At 63.3% G+C, this 21,368-nt stretch carries 24 protein-coding genes; 9 read left to right on the top strand and 15 right to left on the bottom strand.

The annotated features are described in order from the left end of the window. Nucleotides 1-194: 194 nt before the first annotated feature. Nucleotides 195-1,169 carry an IS481 family transposase gene (locus ACVMB1_RS15450; RefSeq protein WP_456814455.1) on the bottom strand — a complete coding sequence of 325 codons (975 nt, stop codon included), beginning with the start codon at nt 1,167-1,169 and terminating at the stop codon, nt 195-197. 237 nt (nt 1,170-1,406) lie between these two features. Continuing rightward, nucleotides 1,407-1,883, bottom strand: a complete 477-nt coding sequence (locus tag ACVMB1_RS15445; protein ID WP_057020794.1) for a winged helix-turn-helix transcriptional regulator — start codon at nt 1,881-1,883, stop codon at nt 1,407-1,409. A 109-nt stretch (nt 1,884-1,992) separates the two neighbouring features. Between ACVMB1_RS15445 and ACVMB1_RS15440 the strand changes: the two genes are divergently transcribed. After that, nucleotides 1,993-2,766 (top strand): SDR family NAD(P)-dependent oxidoreductase, encoded by a 774-nt coding sequence (locus ACVMB1_RS15440; RefSeq protein ID WP_229163205.1) that lies wholly within the window; start codon nt 1,993-1,995, stop codon nt 2,764-2,766. Nucleotides 2,767-3,020: 254 nt separating this feature from the next. Beyond that, nucleotides 3,021-3,179 carry a hypothetical protein gene (locus ACVMB1_RS15435; protein WP_092078167.1) on the top strand — a complete coding sequence of 53 codons (159 nt, stop codon included), beginning with the start codon at nt 3,021-3,023 and terminating at the stop codon, nt 3,177-3,179. 57 nt (nt 3,180-3,236) lie between these two features. On the opposite strand, the gene ACVMB1_RS15430 is transcribed toward ACVMB1_RS15435, so the two are convergent. Beyond that, nucleotides 3,237-3,845 (bottom strand): FMN-dependent NADH-azoreductase, encoded by a 609-nt coding sequence (locus ACVMB1_RS15430; RefSeq protein WP_076834471.1) that lies wholly within the window; start codon nt 3,843-3,845, stop codon nt 3,237-3,239. Nucleotides 3,846-3,944: 99 nt separating this feature from the next. Between ACVMB1_RS15430 and ACVMB1_RS15425 the strand changes: the two genes are divergently transcribed. Beyond that, nucleotides 3,945-4,355, top strand: coding sequence for a winged helix-turn-helix transcriptional regulator (locus ACVMB1_RS15425; RefSeq protein ID WP_038380388.1), 411 nt, complete (start codon nt 3,945-3,947; stop codon nt 4,353-4,355). Between the two features lie 167 nt (nt 4,356-4,522). Here the strand turns inward: ACVMB1_RS15425 and dprA are convergent, their stop codons facing one another. Both dprA and ACVMB1_RS15415 read right to left on the bottom strand, forming a co-directional pair. Beyond that, nucleotides 4,523-5,614: a DNA-processing protein DprA gene (dprA, locus tag ACVMB1_RS15420; protein ID WP_310885943.1), complete on the bottom strand. Its 1,092-nt coding sequence runs from the start codon at nt 5,612-5,614 to the stop codon at nt 4,523-4,525. Nucleotides 5,615-5,655: 41 nt separating this feature from the next. Continuing rightward, a complete protein-coding gene (locus ACVMB1_RS15415; protein ID WP_456848738.1) occupies nt 5,656-6,573 on the bottom strand; it encodes a hypothetical protein in 918 nt (305 codons plus the stop codon). Nucleotides 6,574-6,761: 188 nt separating this feature from the next. On the opposite strand from ACVMB1_RS15415, the gene ACVMB1_RS15410 reads away from it, so the two are divergent. Continuing rightward, the gene (locus ACVMB1_RS15410) at nt 6,762-7,742 is read left to right on the top strand and encodes an IS1595 family transposase (protein ID WP_310885864.1); all 981 of its coding nucleotides are present in this window, start codon (nt 6,762-6,764) and stop codon (nt 7,740-7,742) included. On the opposite strand, the gene ACVMB1_RS15405 is transcribed toward ACVMB1_RS15410, so the two are convergent. From ACVMB1_RS15405 to ACVMB1_RS15395, 3 genes are all read right to left on the bottom strand, one after another. Then, the gene (locus ACVMB1_RS15405) at nt 7,743-8,240 is read right to left on the bottom strand and encodes a hypothetical protein (protein ID WP_310885865.1); all 498 of its coding nucleotides are present in this window, start codon (nt 8,238-8,240) and stop codon (nt 7,743-7,745) included. It abuts the gene before it with no gap. A gap of 2 nt (nt 8,241-8,242) precedes the next feature. Continuing rightward, on the bottom strand, nt 8,243-8,542 hold the full coding sequence (locus tag ACVMB1_RS15400) for a hypothetical protein (RefSeq protein WP_456814454.1): 300 nt from the start codon (nt 8,540-8,542) through the stop codon (nt 8,243-8,245). A 67-nt stretch (nt 8,543-8,609) separates the two neighbouring features. Beyond that, entirely contained in the window at nt 8,610-9,062 is a 453-nt protein-coding gene (locus ACVMB1_RS15395; protein WP_310885867.1) for a hypothetical protein, read from the bottom strand. 105 nt (nt 9,063-9,167) lie between these two features. Here ACVMB1_RS15395 and ACVMB1_RS15390 point away from each other — a divergent pair, with 105 nt between their 5' ends. After that, nucleotides 9,168-9,410, top strand: coding sequence for a DUF6471 domain-containing protein (locus ACVMB1_RS15390; protein WP_310885868.1), 243 nt, complete (start codon nt 9,168-9,170; stop codon nt 9,408-9,410). Nucleotides 9,411-9,506: 96 nt separating this feature from the next. Here ACVMB1_RS15390 and ACVMB1_RS15385 read toward each other — a convergent pair whose 3' ends face one another. Further along, nucleotides 9,507-9,632 (bottom strand): hypothetical protein, encoded by a 126-nt coding sequence (locus ACVMB1_RS15385; protein ID WP_375167150.1) that lies wholly within the window; start codon nt 9,630-9,632, stop codon nt 9,507-9,509. A 125-nt stretch (nt 9,633-9,757) separates the two neighbouring features. Between ACVMB1_RS15385 and ACVMB1_RS15380 the strand changes: the two genes are divergently transcribed. Beyond that, nucleotides 9,758-10,996, top strand: a complete 1,239-nt coding sequence (locus tag ACVMB1_RS15380) for an amidase (RefSeq protein ID WP_141341915.1) — start codon at nt 9,758-9,760, stop codon at nt 10,994-10,996. A gap of 125 nt (nt 10,997-11,121) precedes the next feature. Here the strand turns inward: ACVMB1_RS15380 and plsY are convergent, their stop codons facing one another. The 3 genes from plsY to ACVMB1_RS15365 all read right to left on the bottom strand — a co-directional run bounded on the left by plsY (nt 11,122) and on the right by ACVMB1_RS15365 (nt 14,199). Continuing rightward, entirely contained in the window at nt 11,122-11,718 is a 597-nt protein-coding gene (gene plsY, locus ACVMB1_RS15375; RefSeq protein ID WP_310885869.1) for a glycerol-3-phosphate 1-O-acyltransferase PlsY, read from the bottom strand. 220 nt (nt 11,719-11,938) lie between these two features. Next, nucleotides 11,939-13,240, bottom strand: coding sequence for a dihydroorotase (locus ACVMB1_RS15370; RefSeq protein WP_141341912.1), 1,302 nt, complete (start codon nt 13,238-13,240; stop codon nt 11,939-11,941). 5 nt (nt 13,241-13,245) lie between these two features. Further along, the gene (locus ACVMB1_RS15365; protein WP_026192854.1) at nt 13,246-14,199 is read right to left on the bottom strand and encodes an aspartate carbamoyltransferase catalytic subunit; all 954 of its coding nucleotides are present in this window, start codon (nt 14,197-14,199) and stop codon (nt 13,246-13,248) included. A gap of 268 nt (nt 14,200-14,467) precedes the next feature. On the opposite strand from ACVMB1_RS15365, the gene ACVMB1_RS15360 reads away from it, so the two are divergent. The 3 genes from ACVMB1_RS15360 (at nt 14,468) to ACVMB1_RS15350 (ending at nt 16,328) form a co-directional block, all read left to right on the top strand. Next, nucleotides 14,468-15,202, top strand: a complete 735-nt coding sequence (locus tag ACVMB1_RS15360) for a M15 family metallopeptidase (RefSeq protein WP_076834461.1) — start codon at nt 14,468-14,470, stop codon at nt 15,200-15,202. A gap of 227 nt (nt 15,203-15,429) precedes the next feature. Next, a complete protein-coding gene (locus ACVMB1_RS15355; RefSeq protein WP_456848736.1) occupies nt 15,430-15,843 on the top strand; it encodes a hypothetical protein in 414 nt (137 codons plus the stop codon). Between the two features lie 32 nt (nt 15,844-15,875). Continuing rightward, nucleotides 15,876-16,328: a hypothetical protein gene (locus tag ACVMB1_RS15350; RefSeq protein ID WP_168858162.1), complete on the top strand. Its 453-nt coding sequence runs from the start codon at nt 15,876-15,878 to the stop codon at nt 16,326-16,328. Nucleotides 16,329-16,356: 28 nt separating this feature from the next. On the opposite strand, the gene ACVMB1_RS15345 is transcribed toward ACVMB1_RS15350, so the two are convergent. Genes ACVMB1_RS15345 through ACVMB1_RS15335 form a run of 3 tightly spaced genes read right to left on the bottom strand, consistent with a single transcriptional unit; the run spans nt 16,357 to nt 20,881 of the window. Then, the gene (locus tag ACVMB1_RS15345; protein WP_456848734.1) at nt 16,357-18,282 is read right to left on the bottom strand and encodes a glycosyltransferase; all 1,926 of its coding nucleotides are present in this window, start codon (nt 18,280-18,282) and stop codon (nt 16,357-16,359) included. Beyond that, nucleotides 18,282-19,505 (bottom strand): hypothetical protein, encoded by a 1,224-nt coding sequence (locus tag ACVMB1_RS15340; protein WP_456848732.1) that lies wholly within the window; start codon nt 19,503-19,505, stop codon nt 18,282-18,284. Before ACVMB1_RS15340 ends, ACVMB1_RS15345 begins: the two co-directional genes overlap by 1 nt. Further along, the gene (locus ACVMB1_RS15335) at nt 19,502-20,881 is read right to left on the bottom strand and encodes an HlyD family efflux transporter periplasmic adaptor subunit (RefSeq protein ID WP_456848730.1); all 1,380 of its coding nucleotides are present in this window, start codon (nt 20,879-20,881) and stop codon (nt 19,502-19,504) included. Before ACVMB1_RS15335 ends, ACVMB1_RS15340 begins: the two co-directional genes overlap by 4 nt. Nucleotides 20,882-21,368: the final 487 nt, after the last annotated feature.

Raw genomic sequence — 21,368 nt, 5'->3', positions numbered from 1 at the left:
CGACGGTGGGGATGGACCGCAATTCAAGATGTCAAACAGCGCGGTGCGGCGAAACAGAAGTCGTGATTTGCGACCCTTCCTGGAGAAAGGAAGAACGCTAGCTCGCGCCACATCCACCGCCGTCGTCCCGGCGAAGGCCGGGACCCATACGCCGCGGCGGGTGTTGAGAACGGGACTCGTCGTCCCAGCATCGTTCAACAATCCGCATTTGTGGTTATGGTCCCTGCTTTCGTGTTCGGTCCCGTGTGATTGGCGAGGGCCTGGATTGGCGCCAGGTAGCCGAGGCATTTGAGGCGGGTCCGATTGTAGTCGTGGACGAACTTGGCGATGAAGGCGTCGCGGTCGGCGTGGTTGACAAAGGTACGGCGGGCGCTGCCCCGTTTGTGTTCGCGGCCAATGGCTTCGGCGATGCGCCGGTTGAAGCGTTCGACGAGGCCGTTGGTCTGCGGGTGGTAGGGCTTGGTCAGGCGATGCTGGATGGCGCGCTGCTTGCAGAGCCGATCAAAGGGGTGGTCACCGGAAGGCTTCCCGACCGGTTTGTTCTTCTTGTCGACGGCGAAGCGGTCGGTGAACTCGGCTCCGTTGTCGGTCAGGATGGTGTGAACACCGTGCGGAAAGTCGGCCAGGAAGCGCTTAAGGAAACCGGTCGCGGTCGCTCCGTCCCGCCTGGAATGGACCTCGACAAAGACGTAGCGGGTGGCGCGATCGATCGCGACAAAGGCATAGCTGGTGCGGCGTTGCAGCGCGGGCAGATACTTCACGTCGATATGAATGAAGCCGATGCTGGCGCTTTCGAAGACGCCGGCCCTGGGCTTGTCAGGCTTGGCAAGCCGGCTGATGCCGTTGCGCTGCAGGCAGCGGTGGATCGCGCTGCGGGACAGCTTGGCATTGATGCACCGCTGCATCACCTCGACGATATCGTCCAGCGGCAGCTGCAGCGATGTCCGCAGCTCACACACTGCCCGTTCCTCAAGGGCGGACAGGCTGGTCGTGAGGTGCTTCGGCCGATGCGAGCGATCCTCGACCGTGCTGCGACCGCGCCAGCGATAGATTGTGGTCTCGCTGACCCCCAGCTCGGCCGCCAATTGGGCGACCGACTTCCTGCTGCGCTGGATGTAGGCACGCGTCTTCGGTGTCGTCGTGGCGTTCGCATGCAGGCTCAGTTCCATGACGCGAAGCGCTCCATGATAAAAGCCACGCCTCGTTCTACACCGATTCCATCCAACCAATCAGCAGGGACCAAACACGAACGCAGGGACGACACCCAATATGGGTCGTCGTATGTGAGTCATACATCCGCATCCTCGCGACGCGAGGCGTATTCGGATAAAGCGAAATATTTTCGCGGGCGAGGATTGACAAGTTTTTGGTGAGTTGCCCGTCGTGTCGTACCAGCAACACCCGTCCTACGCACTCACGAGGCGCCGCGCGCGCTTCGCTGCAGGCCGCGGCTTCAGCGTCGTATCCGCGGCACCCAGCACGCGTCCATCCTGCGAATAGAGCGCGAGCTTCTTCACCGGCTTGCCCTTGTCGCGGTCGACCAGGATGGTCGCGATCTCGTCCGGATGCTCGTCGAATTCCTCGGTCCATTGCCGCAACGCGACCAGGATCGGAAAGATGCCGTGGCCCTTCGGCGTCAGGACATATTCCTGATAGGCGCTGCCGTCGGAGGCGGGGACCGTCTTCAGGATGCCGCGTTCGACCAGCGTGCGCAGCCGTGTGGCAAGGATGTTTTTGGCAAGCCCGAGGCTCGCCTGGAATTCGCCGAAGCGGCGCCGGCCGAGGCTGGCGTCGCGGATGATCAGGAGCGACCACCAGTCGCCGAACACGTCGAGCGCGCGTGCGACAGGACAGCTGTCGCCTGCAAGGCTGGTTCGTTTCACCGGCTGTCTCCAGGAGTTTGGGCCATCACGACCTTGTGTGGTTGCAATATTAAACCGTATGCCTTAGCTAGGCAAAGAAGTTTAATAATGCAACCAACTGGAGGCGGACATGAGACTGGCGAACAAGACGGCGTTGATCACCGGCGGCAACAGCGGCATCGGGCTCGCGACAGCGAAGCTGTTCGTGGCGGAGGGCGCCAAGGTCGTCATCACCGGGCGCAACAAGGAGACGCTTGCGGCGGCATCCAGGGAGCTCGGGCCGAACGCGCTCGCAGTGGTGGCTGATGCCACCGACGTCGCGGCGCTGGAAGCCGCGGTGAAGCAGGGCGCCGAGAAGTTCGGCAAGTATGACGTTCTGTTCGCCAATGCCGGCATTCCCGGCCAGACGCCGGTGGGCGGCACCACGCTGGCCGCATTCGAGAATGTGATCCGGACCAATCTCACCGGCGTGTTCTTCACGGTGCAGGCGGTCGCGCCGTACCTCAACGACGGCGCATCGATCATTCTCAACGGCTCGGTGATCTCCGTGCTCGGCAATCCCGGCTACTCGGCCTATGCCGCGAGCAAGGCCGGCGTGCGCGCGATGGCGCGGGTGATGGCGTCAGAATTCTCGCCGCGCAACATCCGCGTCAACGTGGTGGCGCCGGGCGCGGTGCGCACGCCGATCTGGGGCGCGGCGATCGCGACGCCCGAGGCCGAGAAGATCTTCGAGCAGCGGATCGGCAAGACCACGCCGCTCGGGCGGATCGGCGAGCCCGATCACATTTCAAAGACCGTGCTGTTCCTGGCGTCCGACGACGCCGCGCATGTGCAGGGGCAGGAGCTGTTCATCGATGGCGGTGCAACGGCATCACCGGCGGGCGCGCCGATCTATCGCGGATAGAGCCTTTCCGTTCCGATTAAATCGGAACGCGGCTCTGGTTTTATTCTGACGCGTTTTCTTCACGCGAACCGGTATCCACTTCGCTCGAAAACGCTCTGGTTTGTTTCTCATTGTATCGAACGGCCGGTGTGAAGCGTTTCATACCGGCCGGTTTGGCTTGCGACTATCATCGCGCGCATTGAACCTTTGACGTACTGCCCGGACTCCTGAATGGGCGGGGAATTTTTCACCACGGAATCATTTGGAGTGCCGCCATGCCGAAAGCAGCCCGCATTTCGACGTCGATCCCGGTTTCGCCCGCATCCGAAAGTTCAGATACGACGCAGTTTGTGACGGTCGCGCTGTTCTCCGGCATCGGCCTGTTGATTTCGCTGGTCGCCGTCATCCTCGGCATACAGGGCGTCTGGTTCTGAGTTCGTCCACCTGAACGGCCTGCCGCCGCCAGGCGACGGCAGGCACTTTGAATCACATCAGGCTGCGTTCAGGCTGCCGGCGGCCTGCAGCGCGCCCGCAACCGCCTTTTCGCGATGCTCGGGGCCGACCTGGATGCCGTCGGCGGGGATAAACTCGACATTCCTGACGCCGATGAAGCCGAACACGCCGCGCAGGTAGGTCTCGAGGTGCTCGAGCGCGGCCATCGGCGTGTCGGCGCCGTAATAGCCGCCGCGCGAGATCGCGATGATGACGCGCTTGTTGCCGGCCAATCCCTCGACGCCGCCGGTGCCATACTTGAAGGTCTTGCCCGCGACCAGGATGCGGTCGATCCAGGCCTTGAGCTGGCTCGGAATCGTGAAATTGTACATGGGCGCGCCGATCACGACGATGTCGGCGGCGAGGAACTCGTCCAGCACCGCCTGGCCGGTCGCGATGTCGTCGCGTACCGACGGGTCCGGCGCCGCGCCCTGGCTGGCGGCGAGGTGCAGGCCGGAGAGGTGGGCGAGCGGCGTCTGGCTGAGGTCGCGGTAGCTGACGACGAGGCCCGGATTGGCCTGGCGCAGCCGCTCGACGGCAGCGGCCGAGACCTGGCGGCTGACGGAGTGGGGGCCGAGGACCGAGGAATCGATGTGCAGAAGTTTCATGGCTGGGGTCACCTTTGGTATAGGTTTGTAACTGGCGCTATATGAGTCACCGCCCTAAATCTCCGCAAGAACGCACATTTTTGAAACCCGAGCACACCAATGGAACCCGAGCACATCGATGTAACCGCCGAAACCGGCCTGCCGCGTGGTCCCGGGACGCATCAGGACTGCCGCGGCGTGGCCTCGGTGCTGTCGCGGGTCGGCGACAAATGGAGCGTGCTGGTCATCATGCTGCTGCGCGATGGACCGCGCCGCTTCAACGAGCTGAAGAGGATGATCAACGGCATCTCGCAGCGCATGCTGACCTTGACGCTGCGCGGCCTGGAGCGCGATGGCCTGGTGACGCGCACGGTGTTTCCGACCATTCCGCCGCGGGTCGACTACGAGCTGACCGATCTCGGGCGCGGACTGGCGGTGCCTGTGATGGCGCTCGGCGAATGGGCGTTCGCGCATCTGCCAGAAATCGAGGGCGCGCGGAACGATTTCGACGCGCGGAATGGCGAAGGCTGAGTTCGGAGCCTTCGCGTTCGGACAAGCAGACCCGTCATCCTGAGAGCCTGCGTAGCAGGCGTCTCGAAGGATGCACGGCCACCAGTCGAGCCGTCGATCCTTCGAGACGCGCTGCGCGCTCCTCAGGATGACGGACAGGCGTTTGCGCGAGCGAGATATTCAGCTCGTCAAATCATCGACACCAGCCCGCCGCCGTGGCGTTCGAGCCTGCCGGCGAGCTCGAGCTCGAGCAGCACGGCGCGGACAACGGCCGGCGACACGTCAGCCATCCGGATCAGATCGTCGATGCTGATCGGGCTCGGCCCGAGCAGGTCGATGATGCGCGCGCGATCGCCGCTATCAGTGGCAAAGTCCAGCGGCTCGTCGTCCTCGCGCGCGCCAAGCATCACCGGCCGCTCCATGATCGGCGTCACCGCGCTGATGACGTCGGCGGCTTCGGTGACCAAGGTGGCGCCTTGCTTGATCAGATCGTTGGCGCCGGCGGCGCGCGGATCGATCGGCGAACCCGGCACGGCGAACACCTCGCGGCCCTGTTCGGCCGCCATCCGCGCCGTGATCAGCGAGCCCGAGCGATGCGCGGCCTCGACGATCACGACGCCGAGCGAGGCGCCCGAGATCAAACGGTTGCGACGGGGAAAGTCGCGCGCCCGCGGCACATGGCCGAGCGGCATCTCCGAGATCGCCGCGCCGCGCTCGAGCAGGGCGGCCAGCAGATCCTCGTGCTCCGGCGGATAGATCCTGTCGTGGCCGCCGGCGAGCACGGCGACCGTGCCGCTGGCAACGGTGGCGCGGTGCGCTGCCTGATCGATGCCGCGGGCGAGGCCCGAGATCACGACAAAGCCGGCATCGCCAAGATCGCGCGCCAGGGTGCCTGCAAATTTCAACCCGGCGCCGGAGGCATTGCGGGAGCCGACGATCGCGATCATCGGCCGCGTCAGGGTATCGCGCGCGCCGCGCACGGCAAGCAGCGGCGGCGCGTCGTCGATAGTGGCAAGCCGCGCCGGATAGTGCGCTTCCTCCGGCGCGACGAGATCGATGCCGAATTTGCGGCAGGCCGCGAGCTCGGCGGCGGCGTCGGCCTCGCTGCAGATCCGCCCGGGGCCGGAGGCGCCGCCGCGGCGCGCGAGGTCAGGCAGGCGCTCCAGCGCGTGCGCCGCATCGCCAAAATGGCGGAGCAGCGATGCAAAGGTGCGCGGGCCCGGTATTATGGCGCAAACGCCACAAGGGCACGCGCCTAATGCCGTCCATTTGAAAGGAATGGACGATGCGCGGCGCACGAGCGGCTTGGGCCGCAATGTTTTTAGGTACCGTCGTTTCCGGTGGGGTACTGTTCTGGAATCATAGTTGCGGCATCGGGTCCGTAGGACACATAAACGAAGTCAGTGTGCCACTCGTTATTGAAGATGTCCCTGTAATAGACGCGACCGCCTACGCACAACCTGCTTGCTCCCGAGAGAACGGCGTCTATTTCCTGCTGACTGAATGTCCGATCAGCGTTTTTATCAACTTTGATCTCATTGGCGAAATAGGAGTTTCTAGAATTTGGCTCGCTTCTGAGCTGGTCGGACGTTGGCTTGTCAAACGCGGGGATATATCCGCGAGGTACTACTATGACTCCAGTACCCATGATGACCCCGTGGGGAGGCGTTTGGCCGACGTTACGGATGCTAAAGTGACCCAAAGTAGTCTTTCCCGCCTCGAAATTCGAGAACGGCAAAGCTTCAACAACGAGATAGGCCCGCAATTGGCGCTGGGCCGTGTCCCGCATGGATTCCAAAGTGGCCTTGGCGACATCTGCCGACTCCTTCGCCGTGTCGGCAGATTTTCGAGTCAGTTCGAGCTGCCGTTCGCCCGCCTCATACAATTTGAAGGTGGCCTCTCTCAGCCCAGCGGTCTCCTTAAACAGGCCGGCCGTTTTGACCGCCAAGACAACAGTGAAAAGCGCAATGATCGCGTCCGAGAGCTTAATATTGAGAAATTCAAGTGCGTGCTCGGCCGCCTGTGCCTGTTTCTCTTTGCGCTTGGTTGCCTGTTCGGAGGCATGAGACTCATCGAGGGTGGCCGGCGCAACCTCGGCACCTCGCTTTGCACCCTCGGCCCTATTGTGCTGTTGCTCGCTTGGAATTTGCTGTGAGGCCGTAAGCGCTTCGAATCCTAGCGGTAAGGCTACGGCGAAGAACAACAATATCCAGACAGCATTCCAAAATGACTTTGGCACCATTTGCCCCAAGTGCGGTGCGAATATCCCTCAATACTACCTGTTGGGGTCCAGCGGGCGCAATACACCTAAAGGGTACTACTGCGTTTCACCTAACGAATTCGTGACCTAACGGAAACGATAGATTTCTTGACCCAAACAAAAAACCTATCATATTCGTTACCTATCGTATTCGTTAGGTAACGGCTGTGTCTCAACACTTCCTCCTCAGCAAAGCGGCAAAGACCCTGAGCCTAGCTCAGGTCTTCCGCATGTCTGACGCGGAAGCCGAGATGGCCTTCAAGGCTATCCGTTGGGCTTCGACCGCTGGCGCTCCGATTTGCCCTTCCTGCGGCTCCGTAGAGGCTTACGAAGCCCGCCGTCCGAACGGCTCCCTGCGCTTCCGCTGCAAGGGCTGCAAGAAGGACTTCACCATTACCAGCGGCACCCTGTTCGCAAGCCACAAGCTGCCTCTGCGCGGCTATCTGGCGGCCATCGCAGTGTTCTGCAACGAGGTGAAGGGCAAGTCCGCGCTGGCGCTCAGCCGTGACCTGGGCCTCTCCTACAAGTCCGCTTTCGTCCTCCTACACAAGCTGCGCGAGGCAATGGCGGAAGAAATGAAGGGGCGCGTCATCGGCGGCGAGGGCAAAACGGCTGAAGTAGATGGCGGCTATTTTGGAGGTTATGTAAAACCAGCAAACCAGAAAGAATATCGCCGCGACCGCCGATATGCCCGCAATCAAAATGGGAAACGGAAGGTCGTCGTCGTCGTCCGTGAGCGCGGCGGCAATTCTGTGCCAGCGGTTTTTGGCTCTGAAAGCCAAGCCGCCGCTTTCATTCGTGCCCGCATTGCGAAGGGGACTGTCGTTCATGCCGACGAAGCCGCTTCTTGGGATGGATTACACGAACGTTTTGAAATGAAACGAATCAACCACCAAGAAGCTTACTCCTTCGACGGCGCCTGCACTAATCAGGCTGAGGAGTATTTCAGCCGTTTGCGTCGGGCGGAGATCGGTATCCACCATCATATTGCTGGCGCGTACCTGCTTCGTTATGCGCAGGAGTCCTCATGGCGCGAGGACAATCGCCGGGTCTCGAACGGGGATCAGGTGAATCGGATTGCCGCGCTTGCATTGAAACGCGGCAAGTCGGTGGACTTCACCGGCTACCGGCAGCGGCACGCGCGCTAGCTATGTAGCTTTGGCACCATGCGCGCCGCCGCCATTTTGATCTCCAGCCAAACAAGAGGAGATGGCTGCGATAGAGGCGGAGAAAGCAAGCGCAATCAAAACTAGCGTGGCAAACAGAAGCGCCGCAGCCGGGCTATTGCCTACCGTCGCGATCATCCAGTTAATGATAAACCGCGCAAAGTCCTTTTGGAATTGATGCGGGATGCCGTCTCGGACGACTGGCATACGGGGACGACGAAACGGAAGCGTGAGCGCCACCTCAAACATCCAAAACGTCAGCTTCCACGCTTGCCAGTTGCTGTAAACTTCATCCAAGCGACGGTCGAGTTGGGCCTTGCGCGCCTCACTCACTTGCGACGAATGAAAGAGCCTTTCGGCAATATCCAAGGCCTTCTGGCGGCTTGGCTCGGTTGCCCTAAAAAGTCCGCGCGACAAAAGTGCGTAAAACAAAACGCCGCCAAGGATAAACAGGGCGGCACGAATAAGATCGTAATCCATCGTTACCTCCTCAGCTTAAGACGCCGCTCGCCGTACTTACGTTTGGACTTTGCCTTCGGTTCCACAACTATAAGTGCCCAAATGAAAGCCGCAAGTGCGCATAAGATCGCATAGCCCGGCCAGTATTCGGCCAGAAGATACATTAAATAATTGAGGGAATTGACTAACTTTTCGTGAGATGCGGGGTATTTGGTGGCAAAACCCGTCTTATTGGCCGCTTCGAGCAATGCAAAAATGCTGCCCGTGGCGCCGGGAACTGCCGCCAAAAAGACGGCCCAATAAGTCAACCAACTACGCAACATTCCAAAATCGTCCCGACAATCTGAGGTTTATTACTCAAGATTCGCTCGGAACGGAAGAAAGTTCCCTTTAGCCCTTTAGTCGCCACCTCGCCGGACTGCTCTCGCCAACCCGCTCCACGGCTTTCCCCTCATGGTTCTTGAGGCTGTGTTGGATACCCAGCGCGATGCCCTGCACGTCGTCGCCGGTAGCGTCCTGCACGCCATGGGCGGCAAGAACGGCCTTCGCCAGTTCCGTCGTCGTCATTGGCTCCGTGGCCGTCCTGAGCACGTCCAGCGCCCTCCTATAGAGGGTGCCGCGCTTGAACCACGGGTTGGGCTTCCGCCGCTTCACCGCGATCCGCCCCAGGTTGTAGCTGGGGTCCAGCATCTTAATGACGGCCTCGACGTGCCGCATCTGCTCGCTGAGCGCGTCGTGCTGTTGCCGGTTGGCGAGTATCTGCCCGCCTAGCTCCATATGGAGCCGTTCAAGGGTGTTGATGGCCGGTCGGGTGTGAGGGTCTTTCGTCGGTCTGCCGCGCATCGCCGCATCCTATCGAATATGATAGCTAACGGATATGAAGGGTTTGACCGGAAGTCAAGGCCGGTCTATCATATTTGTTAGCTCACGAAATCGATAGGAGATGCCATGGTCCTACCCAAGGCGGAAGAGGAATGGGGCCAGCGAGCCAGTGCCTTCCTCAAGGCGGAAATGAAGAAGGCTGACGTGACCTATGCCGAGTTGGTCAAGCGGCTAAAGAAGCACGGCCTCAAAGACGAGACAGAGGCAGGGATCACCATGAAGCTCAAGCGGGGGTCGTTTTCGGCGATCTTCTTTCTTGCGTGTGTTGCAGCGCTAGAGCTTGAACAGGTGGCACTGGAAGAGATTTAGACTGGCACAAACTGCGCATATCAAACTTCTTTATGAGAACACTAAGTTGTTCTCGTCCGGAGAACTCCGGATGCAGTTTGTGCCATAAGCTATTCGTTAATTGGCTTGTGGCGTTTGCGCCATAATACCGCGCGGGCCGACATTGTCGGAGCGGATCAGCCGCAGGCGGTTGAGCCGTTCGGTGTCGGTGAGTTTTGGAGGGCTGGGCGAGCGGTCATGCATACGGGGCCTAGCTTCGCCCAACCTGAGATTGTGATCAACTGCGACATTGGCGCAGCCGCGCGCGACGCGCTAAAAGCGCTTGGCAAGAAGCCGCCAAAAACCGTCAAGAAACAGGAAGTCCGCCGATGATTTCGCTTGCCGATCTCCAACGCCGCATCGCCTCCGGCGAATTGTCCACCGATGTCGCCATCACGCAGACGCGGGACGCCATCGCGGCGCAGGACAAGACCATCGGCGCCTTCGTCCGCCTCGACGAGACGGCGCGTGGGCAACAGGCCGGGCCGCTGCGTGGAATTGCAGTCGGCATCAAGGACATCATCGATACCGCTGACCTCCCGACCGAGATGGGCGCCGCGATCTATCGCGGGCATCAGCCGCGCGCCGACGCGCCGGTCGTGATGGCGCTGAAGCAGGCCGGCGCCACCATCATCGGCAAGACCACGACAACGGCATTCGCGGCGAACGATCCGACCGCAACGCTCAATCCGCACAATCACGCGCACACGCCGGGCGGATCGTCGTCGGGCTCGGCCGCCGCGGTCGCCGCCGGGATGATCCCGCTGGCGCTCGGCACGCAGACCGGCGGCTCGGTGATCCGGCCGGCCTCGTTCTGCGGCGTCGCCGCGATCAAGCCGAGCTACCGGCTGCTGCCGACCGTCGGCGTGAAATGCTTCTCCTGGACGCTTGACACGGTGGGGCTGTTCGGCGCCGGCGTGCGCGATGTCGCGCTGGGGCTCGCTGCGATGACCAGGCGACCTGAACTGGTGGTGCCGTCGAAGGTTTCCGCGCCGCGCATCGGCGTCGTGACGCAGGCCTTCGCCGGTTCGCCTGAACCTTCCGGCGCGGAGGCGTTGCAGAAGGCCGCGCGTGCGGCGGAGCAGGCCGGAGCGACCGTGCACGAGTTCGCTGTGCCCGAGATCATCGCCGAGGCGTGGCGGATCCATCCGGTGGTGCAGGAGTTCGAGGCGCATCAGTCGTTCGCCTGGGAATACGGCCGGAACTACGATGCGATGCCGCCGCTGCTGCGCGGCCGGCTCGACGAGAGCAGGGGTGGCACGCCGGCCGAATACGACGCAGCGATAGACGTCACGCTGCGCGCACGGCTGGCGCTGGCCACGATCCTCACCGAGGTCGACGTGCTGCTGACGCTGTCGGCACCGGGCGCGGCACCCGAGGGTTTGGCGTCGACCGGCGATCCCCGTTACAACCGGCTCTGGACCTTGATGGGCGTGCCCTGCGTCAACGTGCCGACACTGACCGCCGAGGGCGGATTGCCGGTCGGCGTCACCGTGATCGCGGGGTTTGGCGATGATGCCAAAGCGCTGGCGGCCGCGAGCTTTGTCGAGGACGCGCTGAAGCGGTAGGCCTAGTCATTCCGGGGCGATGCGCCGCATCGAATCCGGAATCTCGCGCCACAACCTCTGGATTCCCCGGTGCGCAATTGCGCACCTGAGGTTCATCGCTGCACGATGCCCCGGAATGACATACGTCACTTCCGCTCGCCGATCTTGCCCTCGGTACCGGCCTGCAGGCGCTGGATGTTCTCGCGGTGCATGTAGAACAGCAGCAGCGTCAGCACGGCGAACAGCGAGGCGAGCGCGTTATGGCCGAACCACCACAGGAACAGCGGCGTCACGAACGCGGCGATCAGCGCCGACAGCGACGAGTAGCGCGTGGTGTAGGCGGTGCCGAGCCAGATCACGGCGAAGATCAGCGCCGCCGGCCAGAACAGGCCGAGCAGCACGCCGAGATAGGTCGCGACACCCTTGCCGCCGCGAAACTTGAGCCAGACCGGGAAGAGGTGGCCGAGGAAAGCCCCCAGCGCCGCCAGCATCGCCGCGTTCGGGCCTTCGATGGTGCCGGCGATGATGACGGCGACGGTGCCCTTCAACATGTCGCCGAGCAGCGTCGCCGCGGCGAGGCCCTTGCGGCCGGTGCGCAGCACATTGGTGGCGCCGATATTGCCCGAGCCGACCGTGCGCAGATCCTGCGTGCCGGCCATCCTGGTCAGCACCATGCCGAACGGGATCGAGCCCAGCAGGTAGCCGATCAGGAAGGCGAGCGGCAGCAGCCCATCAGCAGACATCGCAGTGGTTCCCTGGAGCGGTCCGGCCCGAACGGGGCAGTGCCGTCAATGAAATATTAACCATAAATCCGCACCATGGCCTTGGGAGGGAGCTTATCATGGCTTCTGTTCGCAGGCGGCTGGAGCAGTTTTTCTTTGTCGTTTACGTCGCGGCCATCGTCGTTGGCACAACGATGGAAGCGATGTCGCAACTCGCGTCGCGCTAAGTTCCACCCCAGTTTCAGACGTGCTCGTAAACGGTCCGTCCGCCGACGATCGTCCGCGTCACGCGGCCCGAGAAGCGGGCGTCGTCGAACGGCGTGTTCTTGCACAGTGATTTGAGATCGTCGCGGTCGAGGACCCAGGGCGTGTCGGCGTCGATCACGATGACGTCGGCCGGCGCGCCCGCGCGCAGCGTGCCGCCGGGCAGGCCGAGCAGCTCCGCCGGCCGTGTCGACATCGCCCGGATCAGCGTCTTGAAGTCCATCTCGCCATTGTGGATCAGCCGCAGCGCCGCCGGCAGCATGGTCTGCAGGCCGACTGCGCCGCTCGCCGCTTCCGCGAACGGCAGCCGCTTGACCTCGACGTCCTGCGGATTGTGGTCGCTCATCACGACGTCGATCAGCCCGGAGGCCAGCGCCGCGACCAGCGCCTTGCGGTCCTCCTCGGTGCGCAGCGGCGGGGCCAGCTTGAGGAAGGTGCGGTAGGGGCCGATGTCGTTCTCGTTCAGCGTCACGTGATTGATCGAGACCGAGGCCGAGACATTGTGGCCGGCGTCGCGGGCGCGCTTGAGGATCTCCAGCGACTCGATCGAGGTCAGCGAGGCTGCGTGATAGCGCCCGCCGGTCAAGCCTGCGAGCCGCATGTCGCGTTCGAGCATGATCGACTCGGCCGCGGTGGGAATGCCGGCGAGGCCGAGCCTTGTGGCGAATTCGCCCTCGTTCATCACGCCTTCGCCCACCAGATTCGGATCCTCGGTGTGATGCACGATCAGCGCGTCGAAATCGCGGGCATAGGTCAGCGCGCGCCGCATCACCTGGGCGTTGGTGACGCTGCGGTCGCCGTCGGTGAAGGCGACGGCGCCGGCGGCCTTGAGCAGGCCGATCTCGGTCATCTCCTGGCCCTGCATGCCCTTGGTCAGCGCCGCCATCGGATGGATGTTGACGATCGCGGTGTCGCGGGCCCGGCGCAGCACGAAGTCGACGGTCGCCGAATTGTCGATCACCGGCGAGGTGTCGGGCTGGCAGATGATGGTGGTGATGCCGCCGGCCGCGGCGGCCTGGCTGGCGGAGGCGAAAGTCTCGCGATGGCTGGCGCCGGGCTCGCCGACAAAGGCGCGCATGTCGATCAGGCCGGGGGCCACGATCTTGCCGGCGCAATTGACGATGTCGGTGCCTTCGGGGACGCCGGCGGCGCCGATGCCGCGCTTGGCGTCACGGATCACGCCGTCGGCAATCAGGACATCGCCCGGACCGTCGAAATCGCGCGACGGATCGATGACGCGGGCGTTGGCGAGCAGGATGGGGCGGCGGTCGGTCAGCATCGGTCTCACGCGTTCGGCAGGTTGCGGGCGAGCGCTTCCAGCACCGCCATGCGCACTGCCACACCCATTTCAACTTGTTCACGGATCAGCGACTGCGCGCCGTCGGCGACGAAGGTGTCGATCTCGACACCGCGGTTCATCGGGCCGGGATGCATCACCAGCGCATCCGGCTTGGCATAGCCGAGCTTCTTCTGGTCGAGGCCGAAATAGTGGAAATACTCGCCCGACGACGGCACGAAGGAGCCGTTCATGCGCTCGCGCTGCAGCCGCAGCATCATCACGATGTCGGCGCCGTTCAGCCCCTCGCGCATGTCGCGCGCGACCTCGACGCCCATCCGCTCGATGCCGGGCGGCAGCAGCGTGGAGGGGGCCACCACGCGGACGCGCGCGCCCATGGTGTTGAGCAGGAAGATGTTGGAGCGCGCCACGCGCGAATGCAGCACGTCGCCGCAGATCGCGATCGTCAGCCCCTCGAGCCGGCCCTTGTTGCGGCGGATCGTCAGGGCGTCGAGCAGCGCCTGGGTCGGGTGCTCGTGGCTGCCGTCGCCGGCGTTGATCACGGAACCGTCAACCTTGCGCGCCAGAAGCTCGACCGCGCCGGAGGCGTGGTGGCGCACCACCAGGATGTCCGGGTGCATCGCGTTCAGTGTCACCGCGGTGTCCATCAGGGTCTCGCCCTTGCGGGTCGACATCGATGACACCGACATGTTCATGACGTCGGCGCCCAGGCGTTTTCCGGCGATCTCGAACGAGGACTGGGTCCGGGTCGAGGCCTCGAAGAACAGATTGACCTGGGTACGGCCGCGCAGGCTGGCGCGCTTCTTGTCGACCTGGCGGTTGAGCTCGACATACTCCTCGGAGAGGTCGAGCAGGCCCGTGATGTCGTCAGCGGAAAGGCCCTCGATGCCCAGCAGATGCCGGTGACCGAGGACAAAAGTCGATTTCAATGATGGGGTCATTAAAGCGAGAGCTATAGGCGCGGATGGCCGGTGGGGCAAGCGCGAAGAGGGCTCGCGGGAGTTTTCCCCGAGTAAGATATCGCCGCCTTCCCGGCGGTCCTGCCGGGGCTCGCCGCGGGACATCCGCGCCTTGCTTTTGCGGGGGTTTCCGGAACAAGACGTGGATGGCGGGGCACAGGCGGAGCGGCAGCGACGCCGTCCTCCTGACGGGCTATACCCGGCCGTGACGCCGGAGCGAGACCTCGTGAAAATTGTCGTGATCGCATGGATGGCCATCGCATTGATCCCGGGGGCGATCTCGCCTGCCTTCGCTCAGAACTTGCCCGGCGACTTCGCGTTCCTTCGCGACATCGATCCGACCATCATCCAGGACATCCGCTACGCCGGCGCGAACAATTTCATGGGGCGGCCGATCGCGGGCTATGGCGCGGCGGAATGCGTGGTGAAGCGGGAGGTCGGGCTCAGGCTCAAGGCCGTGCAACAGGAACTGGCCCGGCAAAGACTGTCGCTGAAGATGTTCGATTGCTACCGGCCGGCCCGCGCTGTCGCCGACATGGTGGCGTGGTCGAAGAACGGCACCGAGACCGCCGCCGAGCGGCGCTACAACCCGGCCTTTTCGAAGGCGGACCTGTTCCGCCTCGGCTACATCGCCACCCATTCGGGCCATTCGACAGGGGCCGCGGTCGATCTCACGCTGGTCGATCTTGGCGCCGACAATTCGCGCAAGTTCGATCCGGCCAGGGACTATGCCGACTGCACCGCGCCAGCCGCCACGCGCGCTCCGGAGGGCAGCGTCGACATGGGCACCGGTTACGATTGTTCCGACCTGAAGGCCCACACCGCGACGGGCTCGATCACGCCTGCGCAGAGGCGCTGGCGCGCCATGCTGGTCGCGGCGATGGCCCGGCAAGGGTTCGCGAACTATGCCAAGGAATGGTGGCACTTTTCGCTGCCGCGGGCAGGCGGGCCGGCCTACGACTTCCCGATCGTCCGGGCGCGGTAGCGCGTTTTCGAGAAGTGGACGCCGGTTCGCGTGAAGAAAACGCCTCAGAACAAGAGACTGGAGCTTCGATTCTGTTTCAATCAGAGCCGAAACTCTAGGGCAGGATTTTCCTCAAATCCGAAGTATTTTCGCAAGACGACGCTTGCCATCGCAAAAGTAGCTGAGCGACCTTTCAACACTCCTTAATTGTGGCCGTATGAAGTGCCGGCAACACGGGAGCATGCAGCATGCGTTTCGCAGCCATTGCAATTGTTGTCGTCGGCGTCGCCGGCGTCTTGATCTATGATCGACACGACAAGAGCGCGAATTATCAGCGCGTCGATGCCCGCATCAGCGGCGTCAGCGAGCAATGCTATCTGGAAAAGGTCGAGCGCGGGGTCATCACCAAGACGACATCGACCTCCGATCTGACCCGCTGCGAGATTGCCGAGCTGCTGCGCAAGGAGCATCCCAAGTGGCAGGGCTATGACGTGAAGCACAAGATCGAGGTGAAGGTCGTCTATGTCTCGCCGGTCGACGGAGCCACCCACCAGTCGAGCCTGCAGATGTCCTATTTCCCCAATGACAAGCCGCTGCGCGCCGGGGACGTGTTTCCTGTCCTCGCCTCCAAGACCAAGGCGGACAAGACGCGTTCGATCTGACCGCCGCGGTTCGACAGGACGGAAGCACAACCATGCGCCTTGGCCTCTACGCTATGATCGCTGTCGCCGTCGCGAGCTTCTATGTCTATAGCGAGCTCGACAAGCGGCTGAACTTCCGGCCGATCGACGCGCGCGTCAGCAGCGTCAAGGAACAATGCTACATGGAGAAGACCGAGGGGTCGCGGAGCTCGACCTCCGATCTGTTGCCGTGCGAGCTTACCGAGCTGCTGGCACGCCATCATCCGAAATGGCAGGGCGCCGACATCAAGCACAAGATCGAGATCCGGTTTGCCTACATCTCGCCGGTGGACGGCGCCGCGCATGAGTCCAACCTGCAGTTGGCGGCCTATCCCGATAACCGGCAATTGAGCAGCGGCGACATTTTTCCTGTCCAGGCTTCCAGGAAGGAGGCGAACCGGACCCGCGTCAATGACTGGGTCGACCGCTGGCTCGGCCGCCATGCGCCCAAGCATGGCAGCATCTGAACGCGATGAGCTTGGGCGCAGGCTGGTCCTACGCGCCGATAAACCCGCGGCGCAGCAATCCGCCCAGCACACCGCGAAGACTGGCGACGGCGGCGATGTTGCCGTGCGACGCGCTGAACAGCCACACCACCAGACGCTGATACTGTTCGGCGCTCGGCTCAAGCCGCGCCAGCACGGTTTGGCGGGATCGCGAGACCATGGAAATGTCGGTCCACCCCAGCTCCTCCAGGTGAATTCTGTAGCGCCAGCCGGCAAGCTCAAGCGCCTCGCCCGACCGACCCGAGAGCCGCACCGAGTCCGGTGATATCGCGAGCAGGCGGCACGACAGGATTTTTCCTTCGCCGAAGAGCCAGACCAGTTCGTCCGTCTCGAACATGTGACCGGAGCGAGGCAGCTCGAAGCAGACCAGGAACGCGATGAAGGCGATCAGCATCGCGATCGCCGCCCACAGCATGTTGAAGAAATCGAGCGAGGAAATCTCGCTGGCGCCGTACGGGGAGACGTACGCCCACACGATGCTTGCGGCGGAGCTTGCCGCGATCAATCCGAAAATGGCGGCGAGTTTCCAATGGATGCGCGGCGCCGATCGATCACCTCCCTTGTCGGTGATCTTGAAGGGACGTCCGAACGGCTTGACGATGGCGCTGAGCAGCGTTGCGGTCACCGCAAAGCAGGTGACGGCGTGGGTGGCCTCCATGAACAAGGGCAGCGTCCGCGCGCGCGATATCCAGCTCATGTAGATAATCTGTCCGAGCAGCGCCGGCATGCCATAGCGCAGGAAGGAATGATAATCGGCTTCGAACGCGGGCAGCCCGCCGAACCAATAGATCGTCGGTGCGATCAATAGCAGCACCATGAAGGGTTTGGAGAGCCAGTTCAGCACGCCGTGCACATAGTGCCAGCGCTCGGTGAAGCTGAAGCCGCGGCCGAACAGCGGTCCGTTGCGCAGCAGGGCAACCTGTATGGTGCCAAGGCACCAGCGAGCGCGCTGAGTGACATATTCCGGGCGATAGCCGCGCGCCAGCATGGTGTAAGTGAGGTTGATATCCTCCGAGATCGCCGGTTCGGGAAAGCCGCCGATCTCGTCGAGCCGGTCGCGGCGAACGACGAAGGAGGTGCCGACGCAGAACGCGCAGCCCCACGCATCCTTGGCGGGTTGAAAGACGTCGAAGAAGAAGCGTTGATCGTCGACCCAGCTCTTCTCAGCCAGGAGATTATGCTGGATCGGATCGGCGTTGTAGTAAAACTGCGGGGTCTGCACGATCGCAACCTCCGGATCGGACAGCAGCAGGCCGACCGTGCGTTTCAAGAAGTCACGCCGCGGCGCGAAATCCGCATCGAGCACCAGAATGACCGGCGCGGCGGTCGCACGGCCAGCCGCGGCCAACCCGTTGTTGAGGTTGCCGGCCTTGGCACCCCTGTTGTCAGGCCGCGTCAGATGGCGTGCGCCGACCCGCTCGCAATAGTCCCGCAGCCAGTCGCGTCGCGTGTCATCGAGAACCCACACCGTCACATTGGCATAGTCGAGCGCCAGCGCGCCCAGGATCGAGCGCTGGAGGATTTCGAGCGGCTCGTCATAGGTGCAGATGAAGACGTCGACGGCGGGATCGCGATTGTCCGCGGCCAAAAGCTGCTGGGCGGCGTCGGCCTGCGCGGTGCGGTCGGTGCTGCGGAACAGGATGACGATCGAGATCAGCGTGTAGAGGATCGCGAGCAACTCGAACGCAATGAAGAGCCGCGGCCAAAGACTTTGCGCCGATAACTCGAACGGCGGCAGCGTATCGCTCCATCGCCACAGCGCATACATGACGAGAAGGGCCGCCGTGGTCGTCCCGAACAGCGTACGGTGGCTGGCATGCGACGGCTCCAACAGCCGAGCCATGACCAGAAGCCCGAGCAAAATGCCGACGTCGATGGTCAGGACTGACACGATATCCGCGGCGGATGGGAACATTAGCGTATCCTTTTGCCGGTGAACGGATTCCAGCCGGTTTCGGCCAGCGCGGCCCACGCCGTCGCGCCGAGATGCGGGCGGCGGTAGTAGAAAAAGTCGGGATCGCCGCCGCTGGTCGGATCGATCGATAATCCCGTCGTCAGCCGCGCCGGCCGTGACGCATTGAGCAGGCCGGACGACGTCTGGTCCGCCTTCAGGTCTGCCAGCAGTCGATCGCTCTCGTGTAGGTCGCCGCTGATCCGGTAGGCCAAGGCCGCCTGCGCGGTGCCCTCCACCCAGAGGCCGTCGCGATCGCCGTTGAAATCGAAACCGCCGTCGACCCCGAGCCGCGCTTTTGCGAAGCCGAGCGCGCTCTTCCATGCTGCGGGCGATTCAGGCATCGCCATCCACGGCCAAAGCTGCGCGTCGAGCGCGAGCAGGCCCTCGTCCGCGAGGCTGCCGTCAGGCTTCGTCCCAAGCAGGAAGTGATCGCCGCGAAAGGCGCGATCGAGCAGCCGCCGCGCCTGTCCTGCCGCGCTGTCGTATTTCCGTTCGCCAGTCAGGCGGAACAGCCAGCGAGCGGCGGCGTGAACGTCGGCGTTGTGCTCGGTCGACATCCAGGTGAGCCTGACCTGCTTCGGATCGTAGCCGTGAAAGCCGCCGTAAAAGCCATTTTCGGAAGCGGTTGCGCCGATCATCCAATCGACCAGGCGCTCCGCGTCGGCGAGATATCGAGGATCGTGGGTTGCCTGATGCAGCGTCAGCAGTGCCAAGGCAGCCCAGGCGACGTTTCCGGTCGAGGTGCCGTCCTGCGCCGGATCCTCCGCCCAGACCCTGGCATGTCCGTCCCACCAACCCGGTAGATCGGGAATAGGCTGGTTCACCGCGCCGGCATGATAGGCATTGCGCACACGGCCGTCATCGAAGCTCCGGTCGTTGCCTGCGGCGCGGCTGAGCGCGTTGCTGATTGGCCTTGCATCCGACACGTTGCCGCAGGCAACAAGCGCAATGACGGCGAGCGCATTGTCGTAGACGAACGCCGTCGTGGCGAGACCCGTGGGAAGGGCCGCTTCATCCTCGCCGGGCTCATAGCTGCGGACGAAGACCGCGTCGGCCGCGCTGCTGTGCGGCGCGACCGCCTTTTTCAGCCCGGCGCAGAACGTGCTTGCGGTTTGCGCCGTGTGGCCTGCCGCCGGCGCGCCCACGATCGCCGCGCACAGCATCATCGCGATGGCCGATTTCATTGCGATACGAGGGCACGAGTTCCGGATGGTGGTTCGTTGTCGTCGGCCTTCGGCTGCGGCGGCTCCGAGGCATGGAAAGCGTCATGCAGACGAGCGATACCGGCGCGCCGGGCATCCGCATCCGGCGGCGTCTTCTGCGCGGTATCGGCGGTGCCTGCGTCGCCGCCGATCCACGACGCAACGTAGTGGCCGAGCCGGTGCCAAGTGACCGACATCGAGGGGACCACACCATTCTCGCGCGTCACCGTCACCCATTGGCCGACCGGACAGGCGGACGCGTCGGCGGTCCCCGCTTGCTGCACCGGTCCGCCGTCGCCTGCCTGGTCCGGCGTGATGATGGCGTAGAGTTCGCGCCGCTCGGTTTGCGGGAACGGAACGGCAAAGCGCTCATCGGCTTTGTCGCTGGTCTTCGGTACGACCGCAGTGACGACGCCGGACCGCAACGAACTCCCGTCGATGCGAACGCGGGTGCCGGGCATCATGCTCTGGCCCTGCCGGTAGGAAAAGATGGCGACGACAAAGCGCTTGTCGCAGTCGATGACGGAGCTGATAGTATCACCGGCGCTGACATGCCGCCCCATCGCGGCGCCGACGCTCGAGACCTTGCCCTGGCCGCGCGCGACGACATCGGCATCCGCCAGCGTCGCCAGCCTGCGCGTTTCGGCGTCGATCAGGTGCTCGAGATCGGCAAGCACTGCGGCTTGCTGCTTTTGCTCGATTTTCATCCGCGTGGCGTCGAGATCGATGTCCCTGCGCTTCTGGGCCAGATTGTTGAGAGCAACCAGTTCCTCGCCGACATAGATACCCCTGCTCAGGGCGTTGAGCTGTGCCATCTTCTGATTCAGCTTGGCGGCCTCTGCGTCCGCACCATGTATGGTCGCGGCATATTGCTGAGTTGTCGGCCGGAGCATGTCGTTACTCGCGGCATTGCGTGTCACCATATTGGTCTGGCGGTCGACCAGGGCCTTCTTTTCACCGCTCGCGGCGTTGGATTGAGCGACACGGGCGCGAAGCTCCTCGATCCGCGACTGTAACTGACCCTTGAGCTGGCTGGTCTGGTCAGCAATCTCGCCATCGAGGGACGAAACATAGTTGAAGTCCGATTCGTGCTTTGCGCGCGTCGCATCGAGCTTCTGCCGTGCGTCGGACGCCTTTTCCTGCAACGCGATCAGCGTCCCGCGATCGATCCTTGGATTGCTGATCCGCGCCAGCGTTTCGCCATCGCGGACGTCCCGGCCCGGAAGCACCGTCAACAGGCCGACTTCGCCGCTGATCGGCGCGGTCAAAAGCGTAACGGGGGCGTTGACCACGGCACGATCGGATTGATCTGCAACGATCGGCGGCGTCACCGCGGTGAGCATCAGGACAGAGAGCAATCCGGCGACGCCGATGGCGGATATTCTCAGTATTCCGGGATGTTTCCGCACAGTACCGCGCGTTTCAGATCTATCAATCATCAGTTCTCTCTCGGTTGGGAGGGCCTAAAAGAGCGCGTCTTGGTGATTGGTTGCCTGTTTTTCCCTGCGCATGGCTAGGACTGCAACAACGCAGAGCGCATTTGGTTGCTGCAGAAACCGAGCGGAAAACCTGCAGCAGGAGCGGCGGACGCACGGAGGAACGGGTGAACGGCAGCCCGGATCGCCGGTTCCGGCCGTACGGCGGCGGCTGATGATAGCGGACAGCCCAAGGGGCGTCCGTTGATGGGCCCTGCTGCGATATCGCCCCGCGATCGGAGCGGACATCGGCTGCGCGGACCCCGATAACCCCCGATTCACCAGCACGCGGCCGAATGCGCATTTTTCGCTGCCCGGCACCGGCTCACGGGCTTATGATCCTCCGATTCCATTGCGCCGCGGCTGGCCC

The organism is Bradyrhizobium sp. USDA 4504, assembly GCF_054063995.1.
This window is presented reverse-complemented; position numbering and strand designations above follow the sequence as displayed.